The following is a 14,991-nucleotide window of genomic DNA, read 5'->3' as shown; positions in this document are numbered from 1 at the left end:
CGGTAGCATCCGGTGTTCGCATTCGCTTGAAACAGAATGAATGCGAACCAGCTACACGGGCGGCATTGCCAAGGCAATTGGCAATGCCCAGTCCATTGACCCATAGTGAACTACTTGCCTTGCATACCGAGGGGACCGCAGGCCCATGAACGTTTTAATCGGTTACGCCATCGCGCTGGTCTGTATCTTTGGCGCCTACATCCTCCACGAAGGCAACATGATGGTGATCATCCATGCCTTGCCAACGGAGCTGATGGCTATTTTTGGCGGCTCGCTGGGCGCCTTTGTCGTAACCAACCAGGGCAAGACCCTCAAGGCAGTGAAAAGCGCCCTGCCTACCCTGTTCAAAGGCTCGCGCTATACCAAGGCCCGCTATATGGACCTGTTGGGCATGCTGTTCGAGATTCTGGTCAAGATCCGCAAGGAAGGCCTGATGTCGGTGGAAAAGGACGTGGATGACCCGCACAACAGTCCGGTGTTCTCCAAGTACGAAGCCATTTCCAAAGACCACCACATCATGGACTTCATCACCGATTACCTGCGCATCATGGTGTCCGGCAACCTGAATGCGATGGAAATCGAAAACCTGATGGACATCGAGATCGAAACCCACCACCACGAAGGTCATGCGCCGGCCGCCGCCATTACCCGTCTGGGCGATGCGCTACCGGCATTCGGTATCGTGGCCGCGGTGCTGGGGGTGGTGAATACCATGGGCTCGGTGGGCCAGCCGCCGGCCGTGCTGGGCGGCATGATTGGCTCGGCGCTGGTCGGTACCTTCCTAGGTATTCTGCTGGCCTATGCTTTTGTCGGCCCGCTGGGCACGCTGCTGGAGCAGAAACTGGATGAAAACACCAAGGAATTCCAGTGCATCAAGACCGTGCTGCTGGCCAGCATGCAGGGCTATGCGCCGCAGACTGCGGTGGAATTCGGCCGCAAGGTACTGTACTCCACCGAACGCCCGAGCTTTGCCGAACTGGAAGAAAGCATCAAGAGCAAGAAATAAGCCGGCAGTTTATTGCCCCCGCAAGGCGCCCTGTAGGGCGCCTTTGCTTTTATGGGTCGACACATTGACAGCACCGGTAGCGGCTTTTTAAATGGGCGACCTTTCACGCTCGGACATCACATGACCTCCCTGCTTGCCATCTGGCAACCGCGCTGTGCGGAGCTGGCCCGCCGCCATGCCGGCGACGACGGTGCTCATGACCTCAATCACCTGCAACGGGTGTGGAACACCGCCCGGCAACTGCTGGCTGACTACCCCGAGGCCGATGCGCTGGTAGTGATGACCGCCTGTTACCTGCACGACCTGGTCAACCTGCCGAAGAACCATCCCCAGCGCCAACTGGCCTCGCGCCAGGCCGCGGCGCTTGCCAGCAGCAAACTGGCCGCAATGGGTTTTCCTGCCGACAGGTTGGCCGCCGTCGCCCACGCCATCGAGGCACACAGTTTTTCCGCCGCCATCCCGCCGCAGACGCTCGAAGCACAGATCGTGCAGGATGCCGACCGGCTGGATGCGCTCGGCGCGGTCGGGCTGGCACGGCTGTTTTACACCGCCGGTCGCATGAACAGCCAGCTGGCCCACCCGGACGACGTCCTCGGCAACAGCCGCGAACTGAATGACCGCCAGTACGCGCTCGACCATATCGCCGTAAAACTGGCCGCTCTGCCGGCCAGCATGCAGACCAATGCCGGCAAGACCCTGGGCGAAGCCCGTCTTGCCTGGCTATACCAGTTCCGTGACAGTTTTGTCGCGGAATGGGCAACCTGACAGCGCCTGCGGCCTAGCTGGCCGCGGCACTGCCCGCACCGCCACCAGCAGCAAGCCACACAGATGGCGCTGGCGGCGGCAGTACCACATAACAACACCTGACAGAGCAATATGGACATTCAGAGTCTCATCGACAGCATCGCGCATGATGTCGAACCCTATCTGGCACAAGGCAAGCCAGCCGATTACATCCCGGCACTGGCGATGGAAAGCCCGCAGCAATTCGCCATGGCGGTTGCCACGCTGGATGGCGCGGTCTACACCACAGGTCTGGCCGACAAGCGCTTCTCCATCCAGAGCATTTCCAAAGCCTTCATGCTGGCGCATACCCTGCGCAGCCACGGCGAAGCACTGTGGCAACGCGTCGGCAAGGAGCCTTCCGGCAACCCGTTCAACTCGCTGGTGCAACTGGAGTACGAGCACGGCATCCCGCGCAACCCGTTCATCAATGCCGGTGCCCTGGTCGTCACCGATATCGCCATCAGCGAGTTCGGCGACAGCAGCAGCGCACTGCGCAGTTTCCTGCGCGAAGAATGCGGCGAAGCGGCAATCGATTTCGACTATGTGATTGCGGCATCGGAAGCCGAGCACGGCCACCGCAATGCCGCCCTGGGTCACTTCATGAAAAGCTGCGACAACATCCGTAACGGTGTCGAGCCGCTGCTGGCGCACTACTTCCGCGCCTGCAGCATCCGCATGAACGTGCGCGAACTGGCGCGCGCCGGCCTGTTTCTGGCCAATCATGGCATCTCGCCGGTGAGCAGCCAGCAACGCCTCAGCCGCAGCCAGGCCAAGCAGATCAACGCCATCATGCTGACCTGCGGCACCTACGATGCCGCCGGCGAGTTTGCCTACCGCGTTGGGCTGCCATGCAAGAGCGGCGTGGGCGGCGGGATCCTGGCGATTTTGCCGGGCAAGATGAGCATCGCGGTATGGAGCCCGGGGCTGGATGCACGCGGTAACTCGCTGGCCGGGCTGGAAGCGCTGGACCGCTTTACCACCCGCAGTGGCGAATCGGTGTTCTAGCCGACAAGGTTGGCCGCATGCGGCCAACCTTATGGTCCGCAGCAAACAAAAAAAGCCTGCATCTTGCGATGCAGGCTTTTTACTTGCGAAGTGCTGACGATCAGTCTTCCAGCACGGCGGAGGTATACACCTCCTGCACATCGTCAAGGTCTTCCAGCGCATCCAGCAGCTTCTGCATACGCACGGCATCGTCGCCGGCCAGCTCGGTTTCATTCTGCGGGCGCATGGTCACTTCCCCACCTTCCGCCTTGAAGCCGGCAGCTTCCAGCGCAGCCTTGATCACCGGGAATTCATACGGCGGGGTCAGCACTTCCAGCGAACCGTCGTCGTTGGTGATCACGTCGTCAGCGCCCGCTTCCAGTGCTGCTTCCATCAGCGCATCTTCATCCACGCCCGGTGCGTACAGCAGCGCGCCACAATGGGTGAACTGGAACGCCACGCAACCGTCAGTACCCATATTGCCGCCGTATTTGGAGAAGGCATGGCGTACATCGGCAACGGTACGGGTCTTGTTATCGGTCAGGCAATCCACCATCACTGCGGCGCCGCCAATACCGTAACCCTCGTAACGGCACTCCTGGTAGTCAACGCCTTCCATGGTGCCGGCACCGCGGTCGATAGCGCGCTGGATGTTGTCCTTGGGCATGTTGGCATCCCAGGCCTTATCCACCGCCAGACGCAGGCGCGGGTTGGAGTCGATATCCGCGCCGCCCATCTTGGCCGCAACGGTAATTTCCTTGATCAGGCGAGTAAAAATCTTGCCGCGCTTGGCGTCGGCGCGTTCTTTCTTGTGCTTAATGTTCGCCCATTTGCTGTGGCCAGCCATAAAAGCCTCGGTATATCAGTGGTTTGCGGCTCACACAGTGGCAAGCCGAGAAAATAGGTAGCGCGGTATTCTAGCAAAAAGCTAGGCCGCCTTCAGCAGCACCGCAATAAACTCGAACGCCTCGCGGTAAATCTGGCTAACCGCCGGCTCCAGCAATGGCAAAGACAGATACAGCGCGAAGAAACCGATCATCAGCGTCAACGGGAAGCCGAAGGTAAAGATATTGAACTGTGGTGCCGCCCTGGTCATGACGCCGATCGCCAGATTGACGACCAGCAGGCTCCCGACCACCGGCAGCGACAGCCACACCCCCCAGGTAAACAGTTTGCCGCCCCAGATAGCCACCTCACGCAGACTGCTGGCTGGCAGACTTCTGCCGATGGGAAAGGTCTGGAAGCTGTCCACCAGTGCGGAAATCAACACGTGGTGGCCATCAAAGCTCAGGAAAATCAGGGTGGCAAACACCGTCAGCACCCGCGATACCGCCGGCACCTGTGACGAGTGCTGCGGGTCGAAGAACATGGCAAAACCCAGACCCATCTGGGTCCCCATCAGGAAACCGGCCATTTCCAGCGCGGTAATCACGATGCGCATGGCCATGCCCATGATGATACCGATCAGCAACTGCTGGATCACCAGCAAGGTTCCTTGCGCCGACAACACCGGAATAGCCGGCAACGGCGGCAGAACCGGCGCCAGCAGCACCGTCAGCATCAGGGCAAAGCCAGCTTTGTAGCGTCTTGGAATACTGCGCGAGGACAGGATGGGCTCGGACAACATCAAGCCGACAATACGGGCAAATGGCCACAGGAAGTAGGCTAGAAACGCGCTGATCTGGGTATCGCTGAAGGTCAACATGCGTCAGCGATACTCAGCCGATGGCACTGGGAATACTCTGGAACAGCCGTGTCATGTAATCCAGCAAGGTTGTCAGCATCCACGGGCCTGCCAGCACCAGCACCAGGAACATCGCCAGCAGCTTGGGAATGAACGTTAGCGTCATTTCGTTGATCTGTGTAGCCGCCTGCAGGATGCTCACCAGCAAACCGACCAGCAGCGACACCGCCAGTGGCGGAGCGGAAACCAGAATCAGCACGTACAGCGCGTTCTGCACCAGATTGATGACGGTTTCTGGAGTCATTGTGTTACCTCAACGCCCGGCAAAGCTTTGCACCAGCGAACCCAGCAACAGGGTCCAGCCATCCACCAACACGAACAACATCATCTTGAACGGCAGCGAGATGATCACCGGCGACACCATCATCATACCCATTGCCATCAGGATGCTGGCGACCACCAAGTCGATGATCAGAAACGGAATGAACACCATGAAACCGATCTGGAATGCGGTTTTCAGCTCGCTGACCACAAATGCCGGCACCAGTGTCTTCAGGGAAACGTCGGCCCGCGTTGCCGGTGGCGGCGATTGCGAAATCTCGATGAAGAACGCCAGGTCTTTCTCCCGCGTCTGGGTCAGCATGAAGGCCTTCATCGGTTTGGCTGCTTCATCCGCTGCCTGCTGGAAGGTGATCTTGTCCTCTGACAAAGGCACCCAAGCCTTGGTGTAAACCTGGTCCAGCGTTGGCGCCATCACGAAAATACTCAGAAACAGCGACAGCCCCACCAGCACCTGGTTGGGCGGCGACTGCATGGTGCCCAGTGCCTGCCGCAGCAGTGACAGTACAATGATGATGCGCGTGAACGAGGTCATCATCAGCACCATGGCCGGAATGAAGCTCAGTCCGGTCATCAGCAGCAGCATCTGCAGACTGAGGGAGTAGTTCTGTCCGCCGCCAGGCGCCGGCGTACTGGTCATCATCGGCAAGCCTGCCGCCCATACCGCAGTCGGCAGCAGTGACAGTAACAAACCAAGGCTCAACTTCCACTTCATTTCTCGCCATCCCCTTGCCGCTTGCGGGACTTCTCCATTGCGGCAGCCAGCCACTGGGCAAACGGCGGGTTGGCCGCAGGCGTAGCAGCATCATAGCCAGCCGGTTTGGGCATGGTTTTGAGCAGATTCACGTTGCGCGCAGTCACGCCCAGTACCAACCATTCGTCGGCCAGCTCCACGATGACCACCCGCTCGTGCGGGCCAACCATGACACCACTGACTACGCGTGCCGGCTGAAAACGCCCCAGCACCGCCCCCATGGAAAAGCGGCGGAACAGCCAGGCAATGGCCACAATCGCCCCGAGTACAAGCAGCAGGCCAAAGATGACCTGCAACATGCCCCATAACGGCGACGGCCCCTCGGCAGGAGGGGCCGCCAGCGCAGGCGCGGCAAGCAGCAAACAGAACAGGATTCGCAGCATAATTATTTCTGCAGGCGGCGCAGTCGCTCCGCCGGCGTAATGATGTCAGTCAGGCGGATACCGAACTTGTCGTTAACCACCACTACTTCACCCTGGGCAATCAGACAGCCATTCACCAGCACATCCATCGGCTCACCGGCCAGGCCATCCAGCTCCACAACCGAGCCCTGAGCCAGCTGCAGCAGGTTGCGAATAGCGATCTTGGTTCGTCCCAGCTCCACCGTCAGCTGCACCGGGATGTCCAGAATCATGTCCAGATTCTGCGGCACCGCTTGGGCACTACCGGCGGCCGAGAAGTCCGGGAACAGCGCGCTGGCAGGCTTTACTTCGGCAGCAGCCGCAGCGGAAGCGGCATCGACCTGCTCCTGCTCGGCCATAGCCGCAGCCCAGTCATCCATGACGTCATTACCATCGCCATCCACAGCACCGGCAACAGAATCCGGGTCAAAGCCCTGTTCTTCAGCCATCTTCGTTCTCTCCATTCGGCATATCTGCCAGGTCGTGTGCCCCGGCCAGGATTTCTTCTACCTTCAGCGCGTAGTTACCGGCCACCGTACCGTAACTGCAAGACAACACCGGAATACCGGAAACATCGGCCACGATTTTTTCCGGCACATCGACCATCACCACATCACCCTGCTTCAGGTTGAGGATCTGCCCCAGTGTGATCTTGGCTTGCGCCAGGGTGGCCACCAGCTCCACTTCAGCTGCCTGGACTTGTCGCTGCATCAAATTTACCCAGCGATTGTCCACCTCGGTACGGTCGGCCTGCATGGTACTGGACAGAATGTCGCGCAGCGGTTCGACCATCGAATACGGCAAGCAGACGTGAAAATCGCCGCCGCCAGCCCCCAGCTCGATATGGAACGTCACCGCCACCACGACTTCGGTTGGAGTAGCAATGTTGGCAAACTGGGTGTTCATCTCGGAGCGGATATAGCCGAACTCGATCGGGTATACCGGCTCCCACGCCTTCTGGTATTCGGTGAACACCACCTCCAGCAGTTTCTGGATGATGCGCTGTTCGGTGGGCGTGAAGTCGCGGCCCTCCACCCGTACGTGGAAGCGGCCATCACTACCAAACAGGTTATCCACGACCAGAAACACCAGATCCGGATCGAAAATCAACAAGCCGGTACCACGCAAAGGCTTGATATGCACCAGATTAAGGTTGGTAGGAACCACCAGGTTGCGGATGAACTCGCTATATTTCTGCACCCTAACCGGCCCTACCGAAATTTCGGCATTGCGGCGGATAAAGTTGAAGAAGCCAATACGCAAGTTGCGGGCAAAACGCTCGTTAATGATTTCGAGCGTAGGCATACGGCCACGGACGATACGTTCCTGCCGACCAATATCGTAGGAACGTATCGAACTTCCGTCGCCGGAATCGCCATCATCTTCCTCTTCCCCGGTAACGCCCCGTAATAGCGCGTCTACCTCTTCCTGGGACAGGATCTCGTCGGCCATGACTCAGCTTTATTGTTGCTGGATGATGAAGGAGGTAAACAGCACGCCTTCTACCGGCTCGGTATCGGCGGCATCCATGGCTTCATTCATGATGCGCTTGATCTGCGCCCGCAGTTTGACTTTGCCATCCGCAGTTGCCAGCTCTTCCTCGCTCTTGGAGGACAGCAGCAAAATCACCGCGCTGCGTATCTTCGGCATGTAGGCCTTGAAGTTATTCTTGGCTTCTTCGTCGGCCAGTTCCGCCTGCATCTCGATTTGCAGCATCGGCGCAGTCGGTCCGCCTGTCAGGTTCACCACGAAAGAGTCCATTTTCTCAAAAATGGGTGGGCCTTCTTTTTTCTCTTTCTTGGGCGCCGCCTGTTCGGCATGGGCGCCAGATGCCGTTTCCGGCGCGTGCGACTGCCCAAGAACCAGATAAGCAGCCAGACCGCCAATAGCCGCCAGCAATACCACCAGCAGCACGATCACAATGATCATCAGCTTTTTATTGCCACCCGCAGGTGCCGGCGCTGCTGGCGCTTTGGTTTCTTCCTTTTTTTCAGCCATCTCTTTGGTCAACTCGCTAGCGGGAAATTATTTCTACTATTTTCTCCATTTCCACGCCTGTTGGATAGGGCTGCTTGGGAAAACCTGTCAGGCGCGAATGCTTAATTGCTCGGAAAGCGCCGTGGTAGGCGCAATACCCGCAGGCAAATCACCCGCAAGAGCAGCTACGCCGGTTTCATTCTGCGGAATGAACGGTTCCTGAGGTTGGCCTCGGTGCTGCCCCTGATGCTGGCCTTGCTGCCACTGCGCCCCCTGATCCCGTGCCTGTTGCTGCTGCGCCTGCGAACTGACCTCGACATTGCTGACCTGAATACCGGACTGCTCCAGCATCTTGCCAAGCTGCGGCAGACCACTTTCTACAATCTCACGTGCGGCATGGTTGGCCGCAACGACAGAAATCCGCGCCCTGTCCTGCTGGTCAAAAGTAATCGAAATATCCAGTGGTCCCAGATGCTCTGGCGTCACCTTGATACTGGCCGAATCGAGCTTGAACTGCACCAGGTTGCCAAGTTTTTCGGCAAACTCCTGACGCCAGGCGGTACTACCCTGCGCCATCGGTTGGCGGATTTCCTGCCAGTTTTCATGACCACGATTCGGCAACAACGAGCTGGCCGCACTGGACAGCATGCTCTGGCTACTGTCGACTTGCGCAGCGGCTTTGTCAGCCTGCAAATCCGCACCATCGGCACGCTGCTCCGGGCGGAACATCAGCCGTACATTGCCGGGCAGTGGATCCGCGCGGCGCGAGGCTGTCGCTACCGGCGCAATCGCTGGCTCAGTCTGCTGGTGCTGCATCATTTCATTCAGTTTGCCAAGCGCCTGATCACTCCCTTGCTGAGCGGCAACCGTAGCCGCTGGCGTCAACTTGCCTGCAGCCACCTGTTTGGAGGCGTTCTGTTGCAGCAGCGACGCGTCATGCAGCTTTGCCGCAGCGCCGCCCGCCCCTGACAAGGCCTTACCGGCAAATGCTGCCGCCGCAGGCAATTTCTGCCGGTCGCCGACCACTTGCGCCTGGGGGTTATACCCTTGCATCAGCAGTTGCAATGCAGCCGAGAGGTCGCCGCCTTGTGGCAAGGACTTATCGTCTGCAAGCGTCTTGGCGTCACTGCCGGCGAGCAAGTCATTCAAGGCTGCCGGCAAACCGCTCTTGTCTGTAGTAGCAGGCTGCAACTGGGATAACAGCGCAGAGAAGATACTCTTGTCGTCCGGCTGGTCTGCAGTAGCAGAAAAAACAGCCGAAGCAGTCGATGCGGTAGTGTTGGCAGGAGATATTGCATGGGCCATGGTGGTTGCCCCCATTGACAGGATGACACCATAAAGCAGTTTACGTGCCAGCCCCGATCAGGGCTTTTTCAGGCGGGCAGAAAACTCGTCCAGTGTTTTTTGTTCACGGCGGCGCTGCGCGAGGTCGGCACGTCGCAGCTCGCGCTTTTGCAGCACCTCGTAGGACTTGAGCTTGCGCCGTTCCTGCAGCCAACCCTGCTTTTCTACCGCAAAGCGCTGCAGGCTGCGCTCAAGTTCCTGTTGCTGCTGTTCGCGCGCATCATCCAGCTTTTGCATGAACAGCCGGTAGTCGCTCCACTGGGTCACCGACATACCCGCCTGCCCCCGCTGCAACATTTGCTGCTGGTAGTCGGCAATAAAGCTCTCCAGCTGCTGCAAGGTCTGTTGCGCCTGCAGCTGCTGTTGTTGAGCCTTGCGCATGCGCTCGGCCGCAGCATCCACTTTATCGCTGGCCAAGCGCAGCAGAAGGTCAAACTTGCTCATCGCCTAGTGGCTCCACATCAACCGGCAAGGGTTTCTCCCAGCAGATTGCTGCAGGCAGAGAAGTCCACATTCTCATGCATGGACTGGGTTAGGAAAGAAACCAACTGCCCGTGACGACGGATAGCTTCGTCCAGCATCGGATCCGATCCAGGTACGTAGGCGCCAACACTGATCAGATCACGGCTGCGCTGATAACGGGAGAACAACTGTTTGAAGCGCCGCGCCATATCCATATGCGAGCGGCTGACCACATCCACCATCACCCGGGAAATGGATTGCTCGATGTCGATGGCCGGGTAATGCCCGGACTCGGCCAGTTCGCGCGACAGCACAAAGTGGCCATCCAGAATCGCCCGCGCTGAGTCGGCAATCGGATCCTGCTGGTCATCACCTTCCGACAGCACGGTATAGAAGGCGGTGATCGAGCCGCCGCCAGCTTCGCCATTGCCGGCCCGCTCGATCAGCTGCGGCAGCTTGGCAAATACCGAAGGCGGATAGCCCTTGCTGACCGGCGGCTCGCCGATCGCCAGCGCAATCTCGCGCTGCGCCATCGCGTAACGGGTAACCGAGTCCATCAGCAGCAGCACATCCAGCCCCTGCGCACGGAAATACTCGGCCAGCGCCGTCGCGTAGGCGGCGCCATGCAAGCGCATCAGCGGCGGCGTATCCGCAGGCGCCGCCACCACCACCGAGCGCTCACGGCCTTCTTCACCCAGGATATTCTCGATGAAGTCCTTTACCTCGCGACCACGTTCACCGATCAGCCCGACCACCACCACATCGGCACGGGTAAAACGCGCCATCATGCCCAGCAACACCGACTTGCCGACACCGGAACCGGCAAACAGTCCCAAACGTTGGCCGCGGCCAACGGTCAGCAGACCATTGATCGCCTTGACCCCGACATCCAGCACGTCGTGTACCGGCGTGCGGTGCAATGGATTCAGCGGCTGGCTATACAGCGGGAAATAGGCATCCGCAAACACCGGCCCCTTGCCATCCAGCGGCCGCCCCAGCGAATCCAGCACCCGGCCAAGCAAACTGGCACCAACCGGCACCTGACGTCCAAGCGGTCCGTTCAACTCGGCGCGAACGGTTGACTGCAAGTAATCCGGCGGCTGAAACGACACGATAGGCTTCACTGGCGTTCCTGGCAGCAGCCCCTGGATATTGGTCAGCGGCATCAGGAACAGGCGCTCTTCCGCAAAGCCGACCACCTCGGCCTCCACCACATGCCCAGGCGCCACCTCGACACTGCAGGCACTACCCACCGGCAAGCGCAAGCCCACCGCCTCCATCACCAGACCGGTCACCCTGACTAGTTGCCCCTGCATTTGCCACAACGGCACTTGGGCTGCCGCGTCTCGACATGCCTGCAAGTAGCGGCGCTGCGCAGTCAGCAAGTCAGTCATCACTCGCCCCCAGCGCCCGTCGCACCATCTGCAAGCGCTGCGGCAGACCCAGATCCAGCCGATGCTGGCTGCTCTCGATCACACAGCCACCGCGTGCCACGCTGTCATCAGCCTGCCATTGCCAGCTGACACCCGGATGCGTCTCAGCGACAAAAGCCTGAATCACCGCCATGTCTTCCGGATTTGCCTTGATCTTTGCCTGCAGCAAACCGTGCCCCAGCTCATCCAGTGCCTGCTGCAACAACGGCAGGATGGCCATGCGATCCAGTTCGATATGCGCAGCCACAATGCGTTCGGCCAGCTCCACCGACAGCGTCAACACGTCGCCGGACAGTGACTCTCCCAGCAGCTGTAACTGCTGCTCGAAAGCACTCTGCAGCTCCGAGAGCGGCTGCCAATACTCGGCAAAACGTGCGGCGGCTTCCTGTAATGCCTGACTAGCTCCTTCGCCGCGCCCTAGCTGCAGCCCCTCCTCGCGACCGGCATCAAAACCCGCCTGCCATGCCTCCTGATGGATTGCCTCCAGCTCCGCGGCGGTCGGATAGGCTGGAGGCGCCACCTCAGGCTCGGCCGGCTCGGATGGCAGGTCAGTAACAAGCTCCTGAGTGATATCCTCCGCCGGCTCCAATGCAGAAACCCCCTCTGCAGGGGGTTCGCTTTTGTCAGGAGGCGACTCTGGCTGCGGTGTCGCGGCTTGCGCCCCCAACTCGCCAAAACGCCAGGATTGCCACTGCCCCAGCGCTTCGGCCGGAATTACATTGTTATTCGACAAGGCCTTCGTCTCCACCCTTGCTGGCTAGCACAATCTGGCCTTCGTCTGCCAACCTGCGCACAATCTTGAGAATTTCTTTCTGTTCGGCTTCCACTTCCGACAGTTTGACTGGCCCCTTGGACTCCAGATCATCACGCAGCATTTCGGCAGCACGTGACGACATGTTGCGGAAAATTTTGTCCTTGAGCTCCTGGCTGGTTCCCTTGAGGGCGATAACCAGCGAGTCCGACTGGATTTCCCGCAGGATGGTCTGGATCGAGCGGTCGTCGATTTCCAGCAGGTTGTCGAATACGAACATCTTGTCCTGAATACGCTGCGCCAGTTCCGGATCGTATTCACGGATGTACGACAAGGCAGATGCCTCGACGTTTGAACCGAGGAAGTTGAGAATTTCAGCCGTCATGCCCACGCCACCAGCAGCGCTCTTCTTGATCCGGTCGGAGCCGGACAACAGCTGGGTGAGTACATCGTTAAGTTCGCGCAGCGCCTGCGGTTGCACACCTTCCAGCGTGGCAGTACGGATCAGCACCTCGTTGCGCAAGCGCTCCGGGAAATAGGCCAGGATCGCGCTAGACAAGTCCGGGTCGAGATGGACCATGATGGTAGCAATAATCTGCGGATGCTCGTTGCGAATCAGATCAGCCGCAGAAGATGGATCCATCCACTTCAGGCTTTCGATACCGCTGTGATCGTTCCCTTGCAGAATCTTGTCCAGCAGGTTGGCCGCCTTATCCGGCCCCAGGGCTTCAATAAGCACATTACGCAGATACTCGTCGGTGGCACCGAAGTTGGCACGCGCGGCATATTCTTCTTCGAATTGCCCAACGACTTTTTCCACCTCGTCATGGCTCAGGTTGCTAAGCCCTGCCATCGCCAGACTCAGCTTCTGGACTTCCTTGGGGCCTAGATACTTGAAGACTTCAATCGCCTCGGCCTGCCCCAAGCTGAACAGCAGCACAGAACTGCGACGGATACCGGCATCACTCATCGGAGGCAATCCATTCCTTGATAATCTGGGCGGCCATACGCGGATCGGCCTTCACCAGGTCTCGAGCGGTCTGAAGGTTGGCCTCGTATTGACGGCGTGACTGCTCTTTCGGATCCAGCGCATCAAACGGCACCTCTGAACCAGCTGCAGCCACAGCCTCGCCCTCTTCACCGGCAACAGCCAGCAGTCGGCCACCCGCTGCCGCTGCCTCCTCTCCTTCCGGCACCACTGGTGCCGGCGGCTTGACTACGTCACGCATGATCGGGCGCACCACACCAAACAACAGGTACAACACGGCAATCAACAGCAGGCCATATTTAACCAGATTGCCGGCATTCTCCGAGGCATACTCGACCAAACGATCTTTGGCAGATGCCACCGGGACTGCTTCGGCAAAGCTGGCATTCACTACGTTGACCGAATCACCACGATCCTGATTATAGCCAACCGCCTCCTTTACCAGATCGCTAATCTGCTGGAACTCGCGCGCGGACATCGGCGTCGGCTTGGCCTCGCCATTCGCATCCGGCACCATCTTGTAGTTCACCACCACTGCTGCCGTCAGGCGCTTGATATTGCCCTGCGGCAACTTGGTGTGCTGGATCGTTTTGTCGATTTCGTAATTGGTGGTGATTTCCCGATGCACCGCGCCGGAGGTATTGTTCATCGGCAAGCCGGACAAGGTTGCCGTTCCTGGCGCGGCCCCAGGCGGTAGCGTCAATGGAGCCGACGCAGCACTGGGCGGTTGATTGGTTAGCGCCCCAGGCACCCCGGATGGCAAGCTGGCCTCTTTGCCCAGCGATTCCACGATCTGCTGGCTACGGGTAGCGGAGGGATTAGGCGTGGAGTTAGGACGATAAGTCTCGGAAGTCTGTTCTACCTCGGAGAAATCGACCGTTGCAGTGACCTGGGCACGGGCATTCCCTTTGCCGAAGATAGGCTCCAGAATGGTTTCCACACGCTTGGCATAGTCTGCTTCAATCTGGCGGATGTATGCCAGCTGGCGGCGATCCATCCCGGCATTACCGTTCAGGTCAGGGATCGCCGACAGCAGATTACCATCCTGATCGACAATCGATACATTGCTTACCGGCAAATTCGGCACCGAGCTGGAAACTAGATGCACGATACCGGCAATCTGGCCGGCATCAAGAATGCGACCGCCACGTAGTGTCAGCATCACCGATGCCGTCGGCAACTGCTGATCCCGGACGAATACACTCTGTTTGGGCATAGCCAGGTGCACTCGGGCACTGTCTACCGCCGCCACCGACTCGATGGTCCGCGCCAGCTCGCCTTCAATAGAGCGTTGATAATTGACCTGCTCAGCAAACTGGCTGATGCCGAACTTCTGTTTATCCATCAGTTCGAAACCCACGCCACCGGCCTTTGGCAGACCTTGCGACGCCAGCCGCAGACGGGCGTCATATACCTTGTCGCTAGGCACGGAAATAACGCCGCCATCACCAAGCTGGTAAGGAATATTCATCTGCTGGAGGGAGGCCGTTATCTGGCCGCCATCCCGGTCGGCCAGACCCGTAAACAGAATTTTGTAAGACGGTTCACGGTTGAATGCCATCAAGGCAATAGCAATAGACAACACCGCGGCGACCGCGGCGAAGAGGAGGATTTTGCGATTATTTGGGAGAGCGTTAAATCGCGCCGTGATTTCATTAAGGCGCACTCTCCAGGCAGGCGTAGCGTTGTCTACCAGATCAGCCATACAGAGGTTGTTTCGTTATTGATTTTACCGCTGCATGCTAAACCATACAGCGGGGCTACACTTGCGTATTCATGATTTCCTGGTAGGCCGAAACCAGTTTGTTTCTAGCCTGCACCATGGTCTGGAAGCTCAGGCTGGCTTTCTGCATGGTCACCATCACATCCTGGATGTTGACCCCTTCTTCCCCCAGTTCAAAACGCTTCTGCAGTTCCTGGGAGGTTTGCTGGACTTGATTGACTTGTTCCAAAGTTGATTGCAACACAGAGGAAAAGTCAACTTCCGGCGTCTGGGTTGGCGCCGCTGGCTGCTTGCCGGCAGCCAGCGCCGACATCGCCTGCAACTCACCCAGCAACTGGTTAATGCCTTGCGTAGACATG

General features: G+C 58.9%; 18 protein-coding genes. 3 read left to right on the top strand and 15 right to left on the bottom strand.

Annotation, left to right across the window (positions count from 1 at the left end; genetic code table 11):
- Nucleotides 1-145: 145 nt before the first annotated feature.
- The 3 genes from motA to HU218_RS15315 all read left to right on the top strand — a co-directional run bounded on the left by motA (nt 146) and on the right by HU218_RS15315 (nt 2,797).
- Nucleotides 146-1,006 (top strand): flagellar motor stator protein MotA, encoded by an 861-nt coding sequence (gene motA, locus HU218_RS15325; protein ID WP_174875809.1) that lies wholly within the window; start codon nt 146-148, stop codon nt 1,004-1,006.
- 120 nt (nt 1,007-1,126) lie between these two features.
- The gene (locus tag HU218_RS15320; RefSeq protein ID WP_174875808.1) at nt 1,127-1,771 is read left to right on the top strand and encodes an HD domain-containing protein; all 645 of its coding nucleotides are present in this window, start codon (nt 1,127-1,129) and stop codon (nt 1,769-1,771) included.
- Between the two features lie 111 nt (nt 1,772-1,882).
- Nucleotides 1,883-2,797, top strand: coding sequence for a glutaminase (locus tag HU218_RS15315; protein ID WP_174875807.1), 915 nt, complete (start codon nt 1,883-1,885; stop codon nt 2,795-2,797).
- A gap of 100 nt (nt 2,798-2,897) precedes the next feature.
- On the opposite strand, the gene HU218_RS15310 is transcribed toward HU218_RS15315, so the two are convergent.
- The 15 genes from HU218_RS15310 to fliE form a co-directional block, all read right to left on the bottom strand.
- Entirely contained in the window at nt 2,898-3,623 is a 726-nt protein-coding gene (locus HU218_RS15310) for a YebC/PmpR family DNA-binding transcriptional regulator (protein WP_174875806.1), read from the bottom strand.
- An 81-nt stretch (nt 3,624-3,704) separates the two neighbouring features.
- A complete protein-coding gene (gene fliR / locus HU218_RS15305; RefSeq protein ID WP_174875805.1) occupies nt 3,705-4,481 on the bottom strand; it encodes a flagellar biosynthetic protein FliR in 777 nt (258 codons plus the stop codon).
- A gap of 13 nt (nt 4,482-4,494) precedes the next feature.
- A complete protein-coding gene (gene fliQ, locus HU218_RS15300) occupies nt 4,495-4,764 on the bottom strand; it encodes a flagellar biosynthesis protein FliQ (protein ID WP_174875804.1) in 270 nt (89 codons plus the stop codon).
- A gap of 9 nt (nt 4,765-4,773) precedes the next feature.
- Entirely contained in the window at nt 4,774-5,514 is a 741-nt protein-coding gene (gene fliP / locus HU218_RS15295; protein ID WP_174875803.1) for a flagellar type III secretion system pore protein FliP, read from the bottom strand.
- Complete coding sequence (gene fliO, locus HU218_RS15290) at nt 5,511-5,936, bottom strand: flagellar biosynthetic protein FliO (protein ID WP_246211272.1); 426 nt, start codon at nt 5,934-5,936, stop codon at nt 5,511-5,513. The genes fliP and fliO overlap by 4 nt, the downstream gene beginning before the upstream one ends.
- A 2-nt stretch (nt 5,937-5,938) precedes the next feature.
- On the bottom strand, nt 5,939-6,403 hold the full coding sequence (gene fliN, locus HU218_RS15285) for a flagellar motor switch protein FliN (RefSeq protein WP_174875802.1): 465 nt from the start codon (nt 6,401-6,403) through the stop codon (nt 5,939-5,941).
- Nucleotides 6,396-7,406, bottom strand: a complete 1,011-nt coding sequence (fliM, locus tag HU218_RS15280) for a flagellar motor switch protein FliM (RefSeq protein ID WP_174875801.1) — start codon at nt 7,404-7,406, stop codon at nt 6,396-6,398. Before fliM ends, fliN begins: the two co-directional genes overlap by 8 nt.
- A gap of 9 nt (nt 7,407-7,415) precedes the next feature.
- Nucleotides 7,416-7,883 (bottom strand): flagellar basal body-associated FliL family protein, encoded by a 468-nt coding sequence (locus HU218_RS15275; RefSeq protein ID WP_246211270.1) that lies wholly within the window; start codon nt 7,881-7,883, stop codon nt 7,416-7,418.
- A gap of 156 nt (nt 7,884-8,039) precedes the next feature.
- Nucleotides 8,040-9,236, bottom strand: coding sequence for a flagellar hook-length control protein FliK (locus HU218_RS15270; RefSeq protein ID WP_174875799.1), 1,197 nt, complete (start codon nt 9,234-9,236; stop codon nt 8,040-8,042).
- Nucleotides 9,237-9,293: 57 nt separating this feature from the next.
- On the bottom strand, nt 9,294-9,719 hold the full coding sequence (gene fliJ / locus HU218_RS15265; protein ID WP_174875798.1) for a flagellar export protein FliJ: 426 nt from the start codon (nt 9,717-9,719) through the stop codon (nt 9,294-9,296).
- A 17-nt stretch (nt 9,720-9,736) separates the two neighbouring features.
- Nucleotides 9,737-11,131 (bottom strand): flagellar protein export ATPase FliI, encoded by a 1,395-nt coding sequence (gene fliI, locus HU218_RS15260; RefSeq protein WP_174875797.1) that lies wholly within the window; start codon nt 11,129-11,131, stop codon nt 9,737-9,739.
- Nucleotides 11,124-11,903, bottom strand: a complete 780-nt coding sequence (locus tag HU218_RS15255; RefSeq protein WP_174875796.1) for a FliH/SctL family protein — start codon at nt 11,901-11,903, stop codon at nt 11,124-11,126. The genes fliI and HU218_RS15255 overlap by 8 nt, the downstream gene beginning before the upstream one ends.
- The gene (gene fliG / locus HU218_RS15250) at nt 11,893-12,891 is read right to left on the bottom strand and encodes a flagellar motor switch protein FliG (RefSeq protein WP_174875795.1); all 999 of its coding nucleotides are present in this window, start codon (nt 12,889-12,891) and stop codon (nt 11,893-11,895) included. Before fliG ends, HU218_RS15255 begins: the two co-directional genes overlap by 11 nt.
- Nucleotides 12,884-14,614: a flagellar basal-body MS-ring/collar protein FliF gene (gene fliF, locus HU218_RS15245; RefSeq protein ID WP_174875794.1), complete on the bottom strand. Its 1,731-nt coding sequence runs from the start codon at nt 14,612-14,614 to the stop codon at nt 12,884-12,886. The genes fliG and fliF overlap by 8 nt, the downstream gene beginning before the upstream one ends.
- A gap of 55 nt (nt 14,615-14,669) precedes the next feature.
- A complete protein-coding gene (gene fliE, locus HU218_RS15240; RefSeq protein WP_174875793.1) occupies nt 14,670-14,990 on the bottom strand; it encodes a flagellar hook-basal body complex protein FliE in 321 nt (106 codons plus the stop codon).
- Nucleotide 14,991 lies beyond the last annotated feature (1 nt).

The organism is Vogesella oryzae (assembly GCF_902829295.1).
Taxonomy (GTDB): domain Bacteria; phylum Pseudomonadota; class Gammaproteobacteria; order Burkholderiales; family Chromobacteriaceae; genus Vogesella; species Vogesella oryzae.
This window is presented reverse-complemented; position numbering and strand designations above follow the sequence as displayed.